The organism is Nocardioides sp. zg-1230 (genome assembly GCF_013155335.1).
In the GTDB taxonomy this organism is placed as follows: Bacteria; Actinomycetota; Actinomycetes; order Propionibacteriales; family Nocardioidaceae; genus Nocardioides.
In genome coordinates this window covers 192,877-209,396 of sequence record NZ_JABJQZ010000002.1, presented here as the reverse complement: position 1 = coordinate 209,396, position 16,520 = coordinate 192,877, and the positions used below count along the sequence as shown (strand labels likewise).

At 72.0% G+C, this 16,520-nt stretch carries 17 protein-coding genes; 10 read left to right on the top strand and 7 right to left on the bottom strand.

Translation table 11 applies throughout. The features are described 5' to 3' along the window. Window positions 1-21: 21 nt before the first annotated feature. Window positions 22-666 carry an MOSC domain-containing protein gene (locus tag HOO61_RS09015; RefSeq protein ID WP_172258391.1) on the bottom strand — a complete coding sequence of 215 codons (645 nt, stop codon included), beginning with the start codon at window positions 664-666 and terminating at the stop codon, window positions 22-24. A gap of 150 nt (window positions 667-816) precedes the next feature. Between HOO61_RS09015 and HOO61_RS09010 the strand changes: the two genes are divergently transcribed. Further along, window positions 817-1,653: an NYN domain-containing protein gene (locus HOO61_RS09010; RefSeq protein WP_172258390.1), complete on the top strand. Its 837-nt coding sequence runs from the start codon at window positions 817-819 to the stop codon at window positions 1,651-1,653. 8 nt (window positions 1,654-1,661) lie between these two features. On the opposite strand, the gene HOO61_RS09005 is transcribed toward HOO61_RS09010, so the two are convergent. Continuing rightward, window positions 1,662-2,033, bottom strand: a complete 372-nt coding sequence (locus HOO61_RS09005) for a VOC family protein (protein ID WP_172258389.1) — start codon at window positions 2,031-2,033, stop codon at window positions 1,662-1,664. Between the two features lie 104 nt (window positions 2,034-2,137). Between HOO61_RS09005 and HOO61_RS09000 the strand changes: the two genes are divergently transcribed. The 3 genes from HOO61_RS09000 to yidC are packed head-to-tail and all read left to right on the top strand — an operon-like array spanning window position 2,138 to window position 5,009. Then, the gene (locus HOO61_RS09000) at window positions 2,138-3,802 is read left to right on the top strand and encodes a phospho-sugar mutase (protein ID WP_172258388.1); all 1,665 of its coding nucleotides are present in this window, start codon (window positions 2,138-2,140) and stop codon (window positions 3,800-3,802) included. Between the two features lie 44 nt (window positions 3,803-3,846). Next, window positions 3,847-4,155: a hypothetical protein gene (locus HOO61_RS08995; protein WP_172258387.1), complete on the top strand. Its 309-nt coding sequence runs from the start codon at window positions 3,847-3,849 to the stop codon at window positions 4,153-4,155. 56 nt (window positions 4,156-4,211) lie between these two features. Continuing rightward, window positions 4,212-5,009 (top strand): membrane protein insertase YidC, encoded by a 798-nt coding sequence (gene yidC / locus HOO61_RS08990; RefSeq protein WP_172258386.1) that lies wholly within the window; start codon window positions 4,212-4,214, stop codon window positions 5,007-5,009. On the opposite strand, the gene HOO61_RS08985 is transcribed toward yidC, so the two are convergent. Continuing rightward, window positions 4,999-5,940 (bottom strand): NAD(P)-dependent alcohol dehydrogenase, encoded by a 942-nt coding sequence (locus HOO61_RS08985; protein ID WP_172258385.1) that lies wholly within the window; start codon window positions 5,938-5,940, stop codon window positions 4,999-5,001. The two genes, yidC and HOO61_RS08985, sit on opposite strands and share 11 nt — an antisense overlap. An 89-nt stretch (window positions 5,941-6,029) precedes the next feature. Here HOO61_RS08985 and HOO61_RS08980 point away from each other — a divergent pair, with 89 nt between their 5' ends. Beyond that, window positions 6,030-6,701, top strand: coding sequence for a TetR/AcrR family transcriptional regulator (locus HOO61_RS08980; protein ID WP_367650092.1), 672 nt, complete (start codon window positions 6,030-6,032; stop codon window positions 6,699-6,701). Here the strand turns inward: HOO61_RS08980 and HOO61_RS08975 are convergent. After that, window positions 6,685-7,323 carry a hypothetical protein gene (locus tag HOO61_RS08975; protein ID WP_172258384.1) on the bottom strand — a complete coding sequence of 213 codons (639 nt, stop codon included), beginning with the start codon at window positions 7,321-7,323 and terminating at the stop codon, window positions 6,685-6,687. The two genes, HOO61_RS08980 and HOO61_RS08975, sit on opposite strands and share 17 nt — an antisense overlap. Before the next feature lie 51 nt (window positions 7,324-7,374). Here HOO61_RS08975 and deoC point away from each other — a divergent pair, with 51 nt between their 5' ends. The 3 genes from deoC to HOO61_RS08960 are packed head-to-tail and all read left to right on the top strand — an operon-like array spanning window position 7,375 to window position 10,664. Next, window positions 7,375-8,352: a deoxyribose-phosphate aldolase gene (deoC, locus tag HOO61_RS08970; RefSeq protein WP_172258383.1), complete on the top strand. Its 978-nt coding sequence runs from the start codon at window positions 7,375-7,377 to the stop codon at window positions 8,350-8,352. 9 nt (window positions 8,353-8,361) lie between these two features. Further along, window positions 8,362-9,807, top strand: coding sequence for an aldehyde dehydrogenase family protein (locus tag HOO61_RS08965; RefSeq protein WP_172258382.1), 1,446 nt, complete (start codon window positions 8,362-8,364; stop codon window positions 9,805-9,807). Continuing rightward, window positions 9,804-10,664: an aldehyde dehydrogenase family protein gene (locus HOO61_RS08960; RefSeq protein ID WP_172258381.1), complete on the top strand. Its 861-nt coding sequence runs from the start codon at window positions 9,804-9,806 to the stop codon at window positions 10,662-10,664. Before HOO61_RS08965 ends, HOO61_RS08960 begins: the two co-directional genes overlap by 4 nt. 287 nt (window positions 10,665-10,951) lie before the next feature. Here the strand turns inward: HOO61_RS08960 and HOO61_RS08955 are convergent, their stop codons facing one another. Further along, complete coding sequence (locus tag HOO61_RS08955) at window positions 10,952-12,619, bottom strand: substrate-binding domain-containing protein (RefSeq protein ID WP_172258380.1); 1,668 nt, start codon at window positions 12,617-12,619, stop codon at window positions 10,952-10,954. A 97-nt stretch (window positions 12,620-12,716) separates the two neighbouring features. Here HOO61_RS08955 and HOO61_RS08950 point away from each other — a divergent pair, with 97 nt between their 5' ends. After that, window positions 12,717-13,331, top strand: a complete 615-nt coding sequence (locus HOO61_RS08950; protein ID WP_172258379.1) for an ATP-binding protein — start codon at window positions 12,717-12,719, stop codon at window positions 13,329-13,331. Here the strand turns inward: HOO61_RS08950 and HOO61_RS08945 are convergent. Beyond that, the gene (locus HOO61_RS08945; protein WP_172258378.1) at window positions 13,318-14,394 is read right to left on the bottom strand and encodes an adenosine deaminase; all 1,077 of its coding nucleotides are present in this window, start codon (window positions 14,392-14,394) and stop codon (window positions 13,318-13,320) included. The two genes, HOO61_RS08950 and HOO61_RS08945, sit on opposite strands and share 14 nt — an antisense overlap. A 49-nt stretch (window positions 14,395-14,443) precedes the next feature. Between HOO61_RS08945 and HOO61_RS08940 the strand changes: the two genes are divergently transcribed. Next, on the top strand, window positions 14,444-14,896 hold the full coding sequence (locus tag HOO61_RS08940; RefSeq protein ID WP_172258377.1) for a MaoC family dehydratase: 453 nt from the start codon (window positions 14,444-14,446) through the stop codon (window positions 14,894-14,896). Window positions 14,897-14,917: 21 nt separating this feature from the next. Here HOO61_RS08940 and HOO61_RS08935 read toward each other — a convergent pair whose 3' ends face one another. Next, window positions 14,918-16,510, bottom strand: coding sequence for a VWA domain-containing protein (locus HOO61_RS08935; protein WP_172258376.1), 1,593 nt, complete (start codon window positions 16,508-16,510; stop codon window positions 14,918-14,920). Window positions 16,511-16,520: the final 10 nt, after the last annotated feature.

The window sequence follows — 16,520 nt, the reverse complement described above, 5'->3', positions numbered from 1 at the left end:
CGTCGAGCGGTCGCCTCGGCGCTACTGGCGCCGGGCCAGCCAGTCGTGCTCGACCTGCGGGAGCAGTCCCGAGGCGAGGAAGGTCGCGGCCAGGTCCCTGTCGCCCATCAGGGCGCGGAAGTACGCCGGCAGCCGCAGGCCGTGCCCGGGCCGGTGGACGACCTCGACCGGGTCTCCCGTCCTGATCGCGCCGGGCTCGACGACGGCGAGGTAGGCACCCGTCAGGCCGCGCTCGGCGAAGCGGCGTACCCATGCCCGCTCGGCCATGTGCTTGGCGAACGTCGCGCACGGGATGCGCGGCCCGCACACCTCGAGGAGCGTGCCGCCGACCCGCCACCGCTCCCCCACCTCGGCGGTGTCGACCTCGAGTCCGACGGTGGTGAGGTTCTCGCCGAACATGCCGTCGGGCAGGTCGCGGCCGAGGTGCTCGCCCCACCAGTCGAGCTCCTCGCGGGCGACGGCGTAGACGGCCTGGGTCGTCCCCCCGTGGTGCTTGCGGCTGATGATCGCGTCGCCGACGACTCCGCTGCCGAGCCCGCCGCGCTTCGGCCCGGGGTCGCGCACCTCGATGAGGTCGACCGGGCGCTTGTGGATGCCGCTGGGCCGCTTCAGCCCGGGGACCTCCCCGGCCGCGCCGGCGTTGACGGAGCGGACGGCGGCTGGCACCCGCACACGCTAGCCGCCGGGCGCTCACCGCCGCGCGGCAATACCGCGACAGGAGCCGTCGGCAACGATCGTGGAGGATCAGGGTCACCCAGTGACCTTGAGATTCCACGATCCTCTGATCTTCCGAAGATGCGGTCCCAAGGTCGCCCCATGACGGAACGGGTGGCTGTCTACATCGACTTCGACAATGTTGTGATCTCGCGCTACGACCATGTTCACGGCAAGGGCGCTTGGGCGCACGACGGCGCGCGGGACCATGACCTCGGAGCGATCATCGACTACGCCACGTCCTTCGGCGTCGTCGCTATGACTCGTGCGTATGCCGACTGGTCCGTGCGAGCGAACGCCGCGTACCGAGAAGACCTTGTGAATCAGACAGTCGACCTGGTCCAGCTCTTCCCCGTCTCCGGAACGAAGAACGGTGCGGACATCCGACTCGCGGTCGATGCCGTCGATGACCTGTCGCGGCACCCCGACATCAGCCATGTGGTGCTCGTCGCCGGTGACTCCGACTATGTCCCGCTTGCCCAGCGCTGCAAGAGGCTCGGCCGCGGCGTCGTCGGCATCGGAGTAGCGGGTTCGACAAGCCCAGTGCTGGTGCGGGCCTGCGACGAGTTCGCCAGGTACGAGGAACTGCCCGGGGTTACGCCCGACGAGGTCTCGGAGACGCATCCCGCGCCCGTCGGAGCCGTGACCCCTGCCCTCGTCCCACCGAGCGCGCCGCCAGTGGGGCCGGGCGGGACGACGAGAACAACGTCCGGACACGCGAGGGCCTCCGCCCTGCTCGTACGGACTTTGAAGGTCGCGAAGAAGACCGACGATGGATGGGTCTACGCCGCCGCCCTCAAGAGCCAGATGAAGCGCATCGACCCGGCGTTCGACGAGAAGTCTCTTGGTTTCTCGTCATTCAAGGTGTTCGCCGACTCGTGCTCGGCCGTCGTCACCACCAAGATGCGGGACACCCACCAGCTCGTACGCCTGCGTTGAGTCGGGCCTCAGGAGTCACCGGAGTGGCAGACGGCCTCGACGTTGTTGCCCTCGGTGTCGCGGACGAAGGCGCCGTAGTAGGCCGGGTGGTACTCCGGCCACAGCCTCGGCTCGTGGAGCGACTCCGCCCCGGCTGCGACCGCCTCGGCGTGCCAGGCCCGCACCGTGGCGGCGTCGGGGGCGCTGAAGGCCACGTGGACCTCGCGGTTGGGGCCGACGCCGTCGAAGGTGCTGATCCAGAAGTCCGGCGCGTCGGTGCCGTAGCCGATGGCCTCCTCGAGGTCCATCAGGCGCCGGTGCCCGAGCACGCCCAGGACCCGGTCGTAGAACGTCGCAGCACGCGGCAGGTCGGTGCAGTTGATGCCCAGGTGATCGATCATGCACCGATCGTGGCACCGCCCACCGACAACGTCATGACCTCCGGTCGTCCGGGCAGCCACCGGCCATGACGTCCCACGGCCCCGGGTGGGGATAGCGTGCGTCCATGACCGACCGGACCGACCACACCGACCTGCTCGAGGCCGCCCGCGCCTGGGCCGCCGAGGACCCCGACGAGCAGACCCGCGCCGAGCTCGAGGCGATTCTCGCCGCGGCCGAGCGGGGCGAGGAGACCGACCTCGCCGACCGGTTCGCCGGCACCCTCGAGTTCGGCACCGCCGGCCTGCGCGGCGCCCTCGGCCCCGGCCCCAACCGGATGAACCGGGTCGTGGTCACCCGCGCGGCGGCCGGCCTGGCGGCGTACCTCCGCGACACCGGCCACGCCGGCGGGTCCGTGGTGATCGGGTTCGACGCTCGCCACAACTCCGACGTCTTCGCGCGCGACACCGCGGAGGTGATGACCGGGGCCGGGTTCAAGGCCCTGGTGATGCCGCGGACGCTGCCCACCCCGCTGCTGGCGTTCGCGATCCGCGAGCTCGGCTGCGCGGCCGGCGTGATGGTCACCGCCAGCCACAACCCGCCGCAGGACAACGGCTACAAGGTCTACCTCGGCGACGGCAGCCAGATCGTGCCACCCGCCGATGTCGAGATCGCCGCCCGGATCGCTGCGGTCGGCCCGCTCGCCGAGCTGCCACGCGGTGACGCCGGCCGCGTGGTCGGCGAGGAGATCGTCGACCGCTACCTCGACACCGTCGCCGGCCTGGCCGAGGACGGACCGCGCGACCTGCGCATCGTCTACACCCCGCTCCACGGCGTCGGGGGTACGACGGTCGCGCAGGTGCTAGAGACCGCGGGATTCGACGCCCCGCACGTCGTCGAGCAGCAGGAGCACCCCGACCCCGACTTCCCGACGGTCTCCTTCCCCAACCCCGAGGAACCGGGCGCGATGGACCTCGCGATGGCGCTCGCGGCGGAGCAGAAGGCCGACCTCGTGGTCGCCAACGACCCCGACGCCGACCGCTGTGCCGTCGCGGTGCCGGACGTCCACGGCTGGCGGATGCTCCGCGGCGACGAGGTGGGCGCCCTCCTGGCCCACCACCTCATCGCGCGCGGCCGGACGGGCACCTACGCCAACTCGATCGTCTCCTCCAGCCTGCTCGGCAAGATGGCCGCCGCCGCCGGACAGCCGCACGAGGAGACGCTCACCGGCTTCAAGTGGATCGGCCGGGTCGAGGGGCTCGCGTTCGGCTACGAAGAGGCGCTGGGCTACTGCTGCGACCCCGAGCACGTGAAGGACAAGGACGGCGTCTCCGCGCTGCTGCTCGTCTGCGAGCTCGCGGCGCAGGCCAAGGCCGAGGGCCGCGGGCTCACCGACATCCTCGACGACATCGCCCGCCAGCACGGCCTCCACGCCACCGACCAGCTGTCGGTGCGCTTCGAGGACCTCGCCCAGATCCCGGCGACGATGGACCGCCTGCGCAGTACCCCGCCGGCCTCCCTGGGCGGTCTCGCGGTCGAGCGGGTCGAGGACCTCGCGGAGGGGTCGGCCGCCCTGCCGCCCACCGACGGCCTGCGCTACACGCTGGCCGAGGGCGCCCGCGTCATCGTGCGTCCCAGCGGCACCGAGCCCAAGGTGAAGTGCTACCTCGAGGTCGTGATCCCGGTGGAGTCCGGTCCCGACGGGAGTGGCCCCGACGCGGCCCGCATCTCCGCCGCGGGACGCCTCGACGCCATCAAGGCCGACCTGCGAGGGACTGCGTTCGGCGGCTGAGCCGGAGGACCCGAGGTCCGCGGACCAACCGCTACGCTCGGCCCATGGTCCGGACCGTCGCCGACGTGGCAGCCCGCGCGCGCTTCGCGCTCGTGCTCGCCCTGCTCGGCGTCGCGTCCGTGCTCGCCGCGGCCTCGCTTGACCCGACGGCGACCGCCCAGACCGTGGTCGTCCTGACCGCCCTCTCCGCCGCCAGCACCCTGACCGGCGTGCACTGCCTCCTGGCCGTGCCGGACGCCGGGATCCACTCCCTCAGGCCGCGCCGTCGCGCCGCCGACATCCCGCTCGTGCTCGCCGGACGGACCACCGACGTGGTCCACCCGGTGCGTCCGCGCGCTCCTGGACGCGTCTGACCCGTCGCCCCGCGCGACGTCGTACAGACCCTTCCACCTCATCCAGGAGACCACCCATGTCACTGCTCGACCCCATCAAGCACGTCCTCGCCGTGGTCCTCGCGACCACCCACGACGGCCTCACCGCCCTCGGCGCCTCCGCCGACTCCGCCGCCACCTGGGTCCTCGGCATCGCCTCGCTCGTCGTCCTCGTCCGGCTCGCGCTGCTCCCCTTCGTCATCCACGGCGTCCGCCAGGCGCACGCGGCGGCCCGGGCCCGGCCCCACCTGCAGGGCATCACCGAGCGCTACCGCGGACGCACCGACGTCGAGAGCCTGCGCGCCCACATGGAGGAGCGCCGAGCCGTGTCCGCCGAGCACGGGGTGAGCCGCCTCGGCTGCCTGCCGGTGCTCGTGCAGCTACCGGTGTGGCTCGGGCTCTACCACCTCGTCTCCGATGTGGCCTCCGGCGTCGCCGTCGGCGCGATGGGCCCGGGCCTCGTCTCGTCGTTCGGCGCCGCCTCGGTCGTCGGCGTCTCGCTCGCCGGCCATGGCTACCTCGGCTCCGGCGGCGTCCACCTCGCGGTCGTGGCCGGGCTGGCCGTGACCGCGGCCGGGCTGTCGTACGTCACCCAGCGCTTCGTGGTCGCGACCAACACTTCGACCGAGGGCATGCCGGAGGCGATGGTCGCCGCCCAGCGCCTCATGCCGGTGTTGTCGGCCGGTGGGCTGCTCCTCGCAGGCGGCGTGGTGCCCGTGGCGCTGCTCGTCTACTGGGTGTGCAGCTCGACGTGGACGCTCGGCCAGTCGGCGGTCGTCGCGCGCTGGTGGCCCACGCCGGGGACGGCGGCCGCAGCCCGACGCCTCACGGTGTGATGACCAGGTTGCCCACCTTGCGGCCCGAGTCGACGATGCGGTGGGCCTCGACGATCCCGCTGAGCGGCAGGGTGCGGTCGACGACCGCCCTCACCTCGCCCGCGGCGATCCGTTCGAGCCACCAGGCGAAGCTCTCCGGGTCCTCCGAGGAGACACCCGCACGGACGTTGCCGCGCGCGAGGACGGTCTCGGCCAGGCCGGCCACCGCGAGGACCAGGACGCCGCCGGTCGCCAGCAGCGCGCGTCCCGAGCGCCGGTCGAGGTTGCCGACGGTGTCCAGCACGACGTCGTACCTGTCGGGCAGCTCGGCCACCCGGTGGCGGGCGTGGTCGACGACCTCCTGGGCACCCAGCGAGCGCACCAGGTCGGCGTTGCGGTCGCTGCACGTGCCGGTGACGTGGGCGCCCGCGAGGTGGGCGAGCTGGACGGCGGCGCTCCCGACGGCGCCCGAGGCCCCGTTGACCAGCACCCGCGTGCCGGGACCGACCAGGTCGCCCAAGAAGTGCCGGGCGGTGCTGCCGCCGAAGAGGATCGCGGCGGCCTGCTCGTGGTCCACGCCGGCCGGCTTGGCGCAGACCCGGTCGACGCGTACGGCGACGAGCTCGGCGTGCGCGCCCATCCGGGTCCCGGTCATCCCGCAGACCTCGTCGCCGACGGCGACGCCGTTCACGCCCGGGCCCACCGCCTCGACCACGCCGGAGTAGACGACTCCGAGGACCGACCGCCGGGGACCCCGCCACCCGATCGCGAGGCGGGCAGGCAGCGCGAAGCCGGGCGGGAAGCGACGCCCCCTGATGCGGGCGTCGCCCGAGGTGACAGCCGTGGCGCGCACACGCACCAGCACCTGACCCTTGCCCGCCACCGGGTCCGGCACGTCCCGCACGGAGACGACCTCGGGCGGGCCGTACCGCTCCACGACTGCTGCCTTCACGACATCTCCTCCTGGTGCCTTACACCTGTAAGTCCGGCGTTCGACACAGTAGCCTTACGCCCGTAAGTCAGCCAACCCAGGAGCAGCCCGTGTCCAGACCACCTCTTGCTCGACCAGCACTGTCGACGCAGCGCGTCGTCGACGCGGCCAGCCGGGTGGCCGACGCCTCGGGGCTGGGCGGGGTGAGCATGCGCAGCGTCGGCCGCGAGCTCGACGTGGAGGCGATGTCGCTCTACCACCACGTCGCGAGCAAGGAGGCGCTGCTCGACGGGCTGGCCGACTGGGTCTTCGAGCGCATCGACACGCCCTCGGCCTCGGGCCCGTGGCGCGCCGAGATGGAGAGGCGGGCACACTCCGCGCGCACGGTCCTGGCCTCGCACCCGTGGGGACTCGGGCTCATCGAGTCGCGCCGCTCCCCCGGTCCCGCGACGCTGCACCACCACGACGCGGTCATCGGCTGCCTGCGCACGGCCGGCTTCACCATTGCGCTCGCCGCTCACGCGTTCTCGGTGCTCGATGCCTACGTCTACGGGTTCGTGCTCACCGAGGTGAACCTGCCGTTCGCGCCCGGCGAGAGCCCGGACGACTTCGTCGCCGGCCTCGGTCCCCTGGCCGTCGCGTACCCCCATCTCGCCGAGATGGTCAACGAGCAGGTCGTCGGACGCGACTACGCCTACGGCGACGAGTTCGACTACGGCCTCGCCCTGGTGCTCGACGGCATCGAGCGGCGCGTCGACGCCGAGGTCACAGGAAGAAGCTGACCACCAGGAGCAGGGCTGCCGCCCCGATCAGGGCGAGGGGCAACACGGCCGGCTCACGGCGTACGGCGTCGGGGAGCGCGCGCTGCTCCTCCGAGCCGCCGGTGACTCCGGTGCGCTCGCGAGCGGCATCGACGAGCTCGCGGAGCCGCTGCTCGGCCCAGTCGGCGTAGTTCATCCCCTCACGCGTGCCCTCCTCCGCGGCGGACGGGTCGCGGCGGGAGGTGACCGTCTTGCGCCACGTGCGGCCGAGCACGGTGCTGACCAGGCGCCGGTCGCCGGCGCGGACGGCGAGGACCTGCCGCACGGCCATCTCCTCGACCGCGGCCAGCCGGATGCGGACCGTCTCGCCGAGGTTGCGCATGACCAGGTGCTCCTCGGTGGCCCACAGCGCCGGGCGCAGCATCGAGGCCCAGGCGAGCACGCCGACCAGCAGCGCGGCCGCCCCCACCCACGCCGGGAAGCCCTGGTCGCGGTAGACCACCGCGGCGACGACGAGCGTCGCGCTGAGCGCCACCGCCGACCATCCGGAGAGCCGTCCGCTCGTGGGCTGGAACCGCTCCACCACGGCCTCACCGTCGTCCTGCAGGCGTGCCATGATCTCCTCGCGGTTTTGGGCAGACATTGGCCCCCTGCGGATTGCCGGGGGCGTCCGCGCCAACTCTATGCTGGGTCGGTGACACCCACTGCCAGCTCAACGGCGAGCTCCGCCTCCGCGACCGGCGTCTTCGACGACATCGTGCGCTCGGAGTCCTCGCTCCGCCGCTTCCTCCACGGACTCCCCGGGGTCGACCAGGTCGGGTGCGAGGCCCGCGCCGCCGGCCTGGCGACCCGATCGATCAAGACCACGTCGAAGGCCTACGCCATCGACCTGGCCATCCGGATGGTCGACCTGACCACGCTCGAGGGCCAGGACACCCACGGCAAGGTCCGCGCGCTCGCGTCCAAGGCGATGCGTCCCGACCCCGCCGACCCGACGTGCCCGGCCACCGCGGCCGTCTGCGTCTACCCCGACATGGTCGCCACCGCCAAGCAGACTCTCGGCGACAGCGGCGTCCACGTCGCAGCCGTCGCCACGGCGTTCCCCAGCGGCCGCGCGGCGATGGACATCAAGCTCGCCGACACGCGTGACGCCGTCGAGGCCGGCGCCGACGAGATCGACATGGTCATCGACCGCGGCGCGTTCCTCTCCGGGCGCTACCTCGAGGTGTTCGAGGAGATCGCCCAGGTCAAGGAGGCGTGTGGGGACGCGCACCTCAAGGTGATCTTCGAGACCGGCGAGCTGCAGACCTACGACAACGTGCGTCGCGCCAGCTGGCTCGCGATGATGGCCGGCGGCCACTTCATCAAGACCTCCACCGGCAAGGTCCAGCCGGCCGCGACCCTCCCGGTCACGCTGATCATGCTCGAGGCGGTCCGCGACTTCCGCGAGCAGACCGGGCAGATGGTCGGCGTCAAGCCCGCCGGCGGCATCAAGACCACCAAGGACGCCATCAAGTACCTCGTGATGGTCAACGAGATCTGCGGCGACGACTGGCTCGACCCCGACTGGTTCCGCTTCGGCGCCTCCACGCTGCTCAACGACCTGCTCATGCAGCGCACCAAGATGACGACCGGTCGCTACTCCGGTCCCGACTACTTCACGCTGGACTGAGGTCCCACCATGTTCGAGTACGCCCCCGCACCCGAGTCACGCGCCATCGTCGACATCAAGCCGTCCTACGGCCTGTTCATCAACGGCGAGTTCGTCGACGGCAACGGCACGTCGTTCAAGACGGTCAACCCCGCCACCGAGGAGGTGCTGGCCGAGGTCGCCGAGGCCAGCGACGCCGACGTCGACGAGGCCGTCAAGGCCGCCCGCCGCGCCTACACCCGCGTCTGGTCGCGGATGTCCGGCGCCGAGCGCGCCAAGTACCTCTACCGGATCGCCCGGATCATCCAGGAGCGCGGCCGCGAGCTCGCCGTCCTGGAGTCGATCGACAACGGCAAGCCGATCAAGGAGTCGCGCGACGTCGACGTACCGATCGTCGCCGCCCACTTCTTCTACTACGCCGGCTGGGCTGACAAGCTGAAGTACTCCGGCTACGGCGAGACCCCGCTGGGTGTGGCCGGCCAGGTCATCCCCTGGAACTTCCCGCTGCTGATGCTGGCGTGGAAGATCGCCCCGGCCCTGGCCTGCGGCAACACCGTCGTGCTCAAGCCGGCCGAGACCACCCCGCTGACCGCGCTGCTGTTCGCCGAGATCTGCCAGCAGGCCGACCTGCCGCCGGGCGTCGTCAACATCGTCACCGGCGCCGGTGAGACGGGCCGCGCCATCGTGTCGCACCCCGACGTCGACAAGGTGGCCTTCACCGGCTCCACCGAGGTCGGCAAGGCGATCGCCCGTGCCGTCGCCGGCAGCGACAAGAAGGTCACCCTCGAGCTCGGCGGCAAGGCCGCCAACATCGTCTTCGACGACGCCCCGATCGACCAGGCCGTCGAGGGCATCGTCGACGGCATCTTCTTCAACCAGGGCCACGTCTGCTGCGCGGGCTCGCGCCTGCTGGTGCAGGAGTCGGTGGCCGACGAGGTGCTCGAGCGGCTCAAGCGCCGCATGTCGACGCTGCGCATGGGCGACCCGCTCGACAAGAACACCGACGTGGGCGCCATCAACTCCGGCGAGCAGCTCATGCGCATCCGCGAGCTGTCCGAGGTCGGTGACGCCGAGGGCGCCGAGCGCTGGGAGGTCGCCTGCGACCTGCCCACCAAGGGCTACTGGTTCCCCCCGACGATCTTCACCGGCGTGTCGCAGGCCCACCGGATCGCCCGCGAGGAGATCTTCGGCCCGGTGCTGTCCGTGCTGACCTTCCGCACGCCGTCCGAGGCGGTCGAGAAGGCCAACAACACGCCGTTCGGCCTCTCGGCCGGCGTGTGGACCGACAAGGGCTCGCGCATCCTGTCCATGGCCAACCGCCTCCGCGCGGGCGTGGTCTGGGCCAACACGTTCAACAAGTTCGACCCGACCTCGCCGTTCGGCGGCTACAAGGAGTCCGGCTACGGCCGCGAGGGCGGGCGCCACGGCCTCGAGGCCTATCTCAAGACGCCCAGCCTGAAGGGAGCGGACGCGTGAGCCGCATCGACGTACGCAAGACGTACAAGCTCTACATCGGGGGCCAGTTCCCCCGCTCGGAGTCGGGCCGCTCCTACGTCGTCAACGACGCCAAGGGCCGTCTGCTCGCCAACGCCGCCCAGGCCTCCCGGAAGGACGCCCGCGACGCGGTCGTCGCCGCCCGTGCCGCGTTCGGCGGCTGGTCCGGGAAGACGGCGTACAACCGCGCCCAGGTCGTCTACCGCGTCGCGGAGGTGCTCGAGGGCCGTCGTGAGCAGTTCGAGGCCGAGATCCGCGCCTCGGAGGGCGTCACCCCGGCCAAGGCCCGCGCCGCCGTCGACGCCGCGATCGACCGCCTCGTCTGGTACGCCGGCTGGGCCGACAAGATCACCCAGGTCGTCGGCAACGCCAACCCGGTCGCCGGCCCGTTCTTCAACCTGTCCACGCCCGAGCCCAGCGGCGTCATCGCCGTCGTCGCCCCCCGCGGGCCGCTCCTGGGCCTGGTCAGCGTGGTCGCGCCGCTCATCATCACCGGCAACACCGTCGTCGTGATCGCCAGCGAGGACCACCCGCTGCCCGCGATCACCCTCGGCGAGGTGATGGCCACCAGCGACCTGCCCGGCGGCGTCGTCAACGTGCTCACCGGTTCCCAGGCCGAGATCGCGCCCTGGCTGGCCTCGCACATGGACGTCAACGGCATCGACCTGACCGGCATCGAGGACGCCGAGCTCGCCGCCGAGCTCGAGGTGGCCGCGGCCGACAACCTCAAGCGCGTACGCCGTCCCGCACCCGACACCGACTGGCTCGCCGAGCCCGGCCTCGACCGGATGACGCAGTTCCTCGAGACCAAGACGGTCTGGCACCCGATCGGCGTCTGAGCCACACACCCGAGAAGCTCGAAGTCCCCTCGCACATGGTGCGAGTGGACTTCGAGCTTTCTCTTTGTCGCCGTCGGGGGCGTGTGGGGAACCAGATGCACCCCAGACCGAGCGTTCGAGGTGTTGATGGTTCCCCAGGGAGCCGGGTGGGGAACCGTCGGGTAGTGGAATGCCAGGTTCAGCAGCCCGAGCGTTCCCCGTGCGAGCCCGGGACGGAGAGAGCAGCTCGACAACGGGAACGGGCCGTCACTCCGGAGAGTGACGGCCCATTCCTGTGCCAGCGAGGATCAGCGGTTGAGCAGGGCCGAGGCCAGCACGCCGAGGATCTCGTTGGGGTTGTTCACGAGGTAGTTCTGACCACCGGTGGCGGCCGCGATCTGCTCGAGCTCGCCGGTGTCGGCGTCCTGCGAGATGCCGATGATGATCACCTTGACGGGCTTGGCCGGGTCACGCAGCGACTTGAGCTGGTTGACGAGCGACTCGAGCGACAGCGAGCTCGAGTCGTCGCTCGCACCGTCGGTCATGATGACCACGGAGTTGAACCACGCCGGGTCCCACATCTCCTGCGCGTGCTTGTAGGCGGCCAGGGTGGTGTCCATGACACCGGTGCCGCCTCGCACCTTGCCGGGGAGGGCGGTGGCGATCGACCGGACCTCGTCGCCGTGGGTCTTGCCGTCGGCGCCCGGGGCGTCGAGCCGATCGAGGGGCGAGTACTCGGCCCACGAGGTGCCGTCCTCGCCGCGGTTCTTGGAGAAGCCCCAGATGCCGATCCGGGCCTGGGCCGGGAAGGCGTCGAGCGCCACCTGGGACGCCGTGACGGCCAGCCCGATGCGGGTGGTGTCGCCGATCGCCATCTTCATCGACCCGGAGAGGTCGACGACCGCGAGGATGCTGGAGGGCACCGAGAGCACGCGCCACTGGCGCAGGGTGTCGTCGGTGGTCTTCTGCGGCACCTTGGAGAGCACCGGCGCGCTGCCGAGGCCGATGTCGTTGGGCAGCGGGGCCCCGTCGGGACCGCGCAGCTCCGCGGCCGCGATGGCCTCGACGCCGGCGCTCGAGGAGAACCAGCGGCCGAGGGCACGGCCCACGCGGGCGGACAGGTCGCCGCCGGAGGCGAGGATGTCCTTGCTGCCGCGGTTCACGTCGATCAGCGGGTACTGCAGCATCGGCACGCCGGTCTTCGGCGCCACCAGCGCGAGCTGGTCGTTGCTGCGGCGGGCTGCCAGGTAGGCCTGCTCGGTCGCGGGCACCAGCTGGGTGCTGGAGGCGGTGATGGTGGAGAGGTCGGTCTCGTTGGCGCTGCCGGCGACGGCGCGCTCGCCGTAGGTCTGGGCGACCGGGACGGTCTTCTCCTCGATGGTCTGCGCGGTCTCGCCCGTCTTCTTCATCTCGGCGTACGGCGCGAGCAGCGCGAGCGCGGAGGCACCCTCGGCGCTCGGGTCGGCCATCGCCAGGCTGCCGCCGTCGAGCACGGCGGACCAGGAGGCCGGGGCCTCGGCCGCGGGGCCGCCGATGAGGCCGACCGGCGTCTGGGCGAGCACGTCGGCGATCGGCGTACCGGTCCACCCGGCGCTGGTCAGCTGGCCCTTCCAGGTCGGGCTGTCCGGGATCCAGATCTCGGGCAGCTCGGAGTTGGGGTCGCTCAGCAGCGCGACGACGTCCTTCACGGTGCCGGCCGTGACCTGGATGTCGATGCAGGGCTCGTCCTCGTTGACGTCCTTGACAGCCTCGTTGACGAGGTCCTCCATCACCGGGGCGGTGGTCAGCGTGACCACCTCGGAGATGCAGTCGGCGCCCTCGGGCTCACCGCTGGCACCGCGCACCGCGAAGAAGCCGATGAGGCCGACGACGAGCGCGAGCGCGAGCCCGCCCAGCACGAAGGTCTTGGCGGGGCGTCCGCCCGGGCCGCCGGAGCTGTCCGCGGTCTCGGCCGCGGTCGAGTCGTCGAGACTCATGGAGGTCCTCCCACAGAGGTGTCGATCGGGGGTCTGGGCGAGACTAATGTCAAGCCTTTACCCTCCGTGGCCGAACGACGAAATGAGTTCGCAACAAATGAGCACAGCCCAGGTGGTCGTCCTGGCCGGACCCAGCGGCGCCGGGAAGTCCCGGCTCGCCGAGCGCCTCGGACTCCCCGTCCTGCGCCTCGACGACTTCTACAAGGACGGCGACGACCCCTCGCTCCCCCGCATCACCCACGGCGCGAACGCCGGGCTCGTCGACTGGGACCACCCCGACTCCTGGCACGAGGCCGATGCGTTGGCCGCGCTGCGCGAGCTGTGCGCCACCGGGCGCACGGAGGTGCCGGTCTACGAGATCGCCCGCAACGGGCGCTGCGGCACGCACACCGTCGAGCTCGGCGGCGCCACCCACTTCGTCGCGGAGGGCATCTTCGCCCCCGACGTGGTGGCCACCTGCCGCGAGGAGGGGATCCTCGCCGCCGCCTACTGCATCACCCAGCACCCGCTCGTGACGTTCTGGCGTCGCCTCACCCGCGACCTGCGCGAGCACCGCAAGCCGCCGCTGGTGCTCCTGCGCCGCGGGCTGGCCCTGCTGCGCGACCAGCAGCGGGTCGTCTCGCACGCCGTCCGGCAGGGATGCCGGCGGGCGACGGGCGACCAGGCCTACGCCGAGCTGTCCGCCGACACCGACGCCGCTAGCCGGCGATGAGGGCCGCGTAGCCCGGCTTGACGACCCCGTCGATGATCGCGAGCCGCTCGTCGAACGGCAGGAACGCCGACTTCATCGCGTTGATGGTGAACCAGCGCAGGTCCTCGAGCGTGTAGCCGAACGCCTCGACCAGCCCGAACATCTCCTGCGTCATCGACGTGCCGCTCATCAGGCGGTTGTCGGTGTTGACGGTGACCCGGAAGCGCAGGTCGGTCAGCAGCCCGATCGGGTGCTCGGCGAACGACGTCGCGGCGCCGGTCTGGATGTTGGAGCTCGGGCACATCTCCAGCGGGATGCGCTTGTCCCGCACGTAGGCCGCCAGCCGGCCCAGCTCGACCGAGCCGTCGTCGTGGACGGTAATGTCGTCGATGATCCGCACGCCGTGGCCGAGCCGGTCGGCGCCGCACCACTGGATCGCCTGCCAGATGGAGGGCAGGCCGAAGGCCTCGCCGGCGTGGATCGTGAAGTGCGCGTTCTCGCGCTGGAGGTACTCGAAGGCGTCGAGGTGGCGGGTGGGCGGGAAGCCCGCCTCGGCGCCCGCGATGTCGAAGCCGGCGACGCCGCGGTCGCGCCAGGCGATGGCCAGCTCGGCGATCTCCATCGACCGCGCCTGGTGCCGCATGGCCGTCAGCAGCTGTCGTACGACGATCCTGCCGCCGCTGGCGGCCATCGCGGCGTCGAAGCCCTCCTGGACCGCGGCGACGACCTCGTCGAGGGTCAGCCCACCGCTGACGTGCTGCTCCGGTGCGTAGCGAACCTCGGCGTAGACGACCCCGTCGGCGGCGAGGTCCTCGACGCACTCACGGGCGACGCGGGCGATCGCCGGGCCGGTCTGCATCACCGCGACCGTGTGGTCGAAGGTCTCCAGGTAGCGCACGAGCGAGCCGGAGTCGGCCGACTCGGCGAACCAGTGGCCCAGGGACTCGGCGTCCTGGGCCGGCAGCTCGTGGCCGACCTCGGCGGCGAGCTCCACGATCGTCTGCGGACGCAACCCGCCGTCGAGATGGTCGTGCAGCAGGACCTTGGGGGCGGCCTGCACCTGGTCGCGGGTGGGAGTGCTCATCGGCACATCCAATCAGGGCCCGCCCGGGTCAAGCACTATCTTCGTGCGCATGCGCACCTTCACCACGCTCGACGAGGTCGTCGCCGCCGCCGGTTCCGAGATCGGCACCAGCGAGTGGCTCCTCGTCGACCAGGCCCGGATCGACGCGTTCGCCGACGCCACCCTCGACCACCAGTGGATCCACGTCGACGTCGAGGCGGCCGCGGCCGGGCCGTTCGGGACCACCATCGCCCACGGCTTCCTCACGCTGAGCCTCCTCCCCCACTTCGCCTCGCAGGTGTTCCGGCTCGAGACGCCGGGCGCCCGGCTCAACTACGGGCTGGACAAGGTGCGCTTCCCCAGCCCGGTGCCCGTGGACAGCCGGCTGCGGTCGCACGTGCGCTTCGGCGAGGTCCGCGAGCTGGCCGCCGGCAAGCAGCTCGTCGTCGAGCACACGGTCGAGATCGAGGGCCACGACAAGCCGGCCTGCGTGGCCGCCCACGTCGTGCTGCTGCTCGGCTGACTCCGCGCCACGCAAGGTCCGTCAGCGCGACAGCACCGCCTGGGCGAACACCCCGAGGATGTCCTCGGGCTCGGCGGCCAGGTAGGCCTCGCCCCCGGTGACCCGCGCCATCCGGCGCAGGGCGTCGAGGTCGGCGTCGCCGCTGATCGCGATGCCCACCACCCGCACCGGCCTGTCGGGGTCCTTGAGCTCCTCGAGGCGCTGCAGCAGCGCCTCCAGGCTGATCGACCCCGGGTCCTCGTTCTGGCCGTCGGTCATGAGGACGACGGCGTTGGAGTAGTGCGGCCGGTAGTTGCGCAGCGCCTCCCGGTAGGCCGCGAGCGCCGTGTCGTAGAGACCCGTCCCCCCGTCGGTCAGGCCGGGCAGCTCAGCGGCCCGCTCGCGCAGCGCGTAACGCTGCGTGCGGCCGAAGCGCAGGTCGTCCAGACGCCGGATGGGCTCGAGCTCGCGCCAGTCCTGCCCCGGCCCTCCCTTGTCGATGGAGAACACCCACAGCCCCACCCGCGCGTGGTCGGGCAGGAAGCCCAGGCCGATCCGGGCGGCGTCGGCCAGCAGGTCCATCCGGGAGCCGGTCCCTGCGTCGAAGTCCATCGACCCGGAGGCGTCGACCACGGCGAGCATCGCCGACGGCACGCTGAGCGAGCGCCAGGACAGCACGGCCTCGCCGATCGCCTTCGCCGAGGGCGCGGGTAGCGATCCGCGCGACTCCTCCGGGTTGCGCAGGCCCTCGGCGGCGATGAGAGCCTTCCCCTCCTCACCGGCGAGGTAGGCCCCGAGCGCGCGGGCGAGGGCGCGGGACCCTTCGGGGGCCTCGCGGCTGAGCGTGAGCGGGAAGTCGAGCACCGGAGAGCCGACGTCCGGGGTGAGGTCGCGCAGGTCGCCACGGCCCTCGACCGAGCGGAAGTCCTGCTCGGTGGTGACGACCAGGCGGGGCGACCGGCGCGGGAACATCGCTGGGCGCACCGCGGCGTCCTGGCCGTCGACCCGACGCGCGCCCTCCGCCTGGGCGAAGGGCACCAGCATCTGGCGGGCCTCGGCACGGCTGCGACCGATCGCCCGCGCCTCGACACCGGGAGCCGTCAGGGCCAGGGCGCCGGCGAGCGACGACTCGGGGTCAGGGGTCGACACCAGTCCGGACGCCTCGGCATCACCCCACGAGGGCCACTGGCGGGCTCGGCCCCCGCCCACCAGCAGGACCGGCGTCCGGGCCAGGCTCCCCACGAGGAGCTTGGGCCGGGCGGCCCGGCCGAGGTAGGCCTCAGTGGTCAGCACGTGTGCCTCGGGGATCCAGATGTCGGGCAGGTCTCCCCCCATCGAGACACCCTGCGCGACGGCGATGCCCGGCCGTGACGCCGGATCGACCTGCACGCAGTCGGGCGTGACGTCCGCGAGCGCGGCCACCACGACGCCGTACATCTCCGGGGCGACCGCGACGTCGACGCTGCGGAACTCCGCGCAGCCGTCGGACGCCGCCGTGCCGTCGTCGTCGCGCGAGAGGGCCAGCCAGGTGGCGCCCGCGCCGATCGCCAGGCCCGTCACCAGCACCACGGCCGCCATCACGGCGGTCGACATCATCGTCGCGCGGCCACGCCCGCGCTCGTCGTTGCTCTGCATGGGGTCCCCC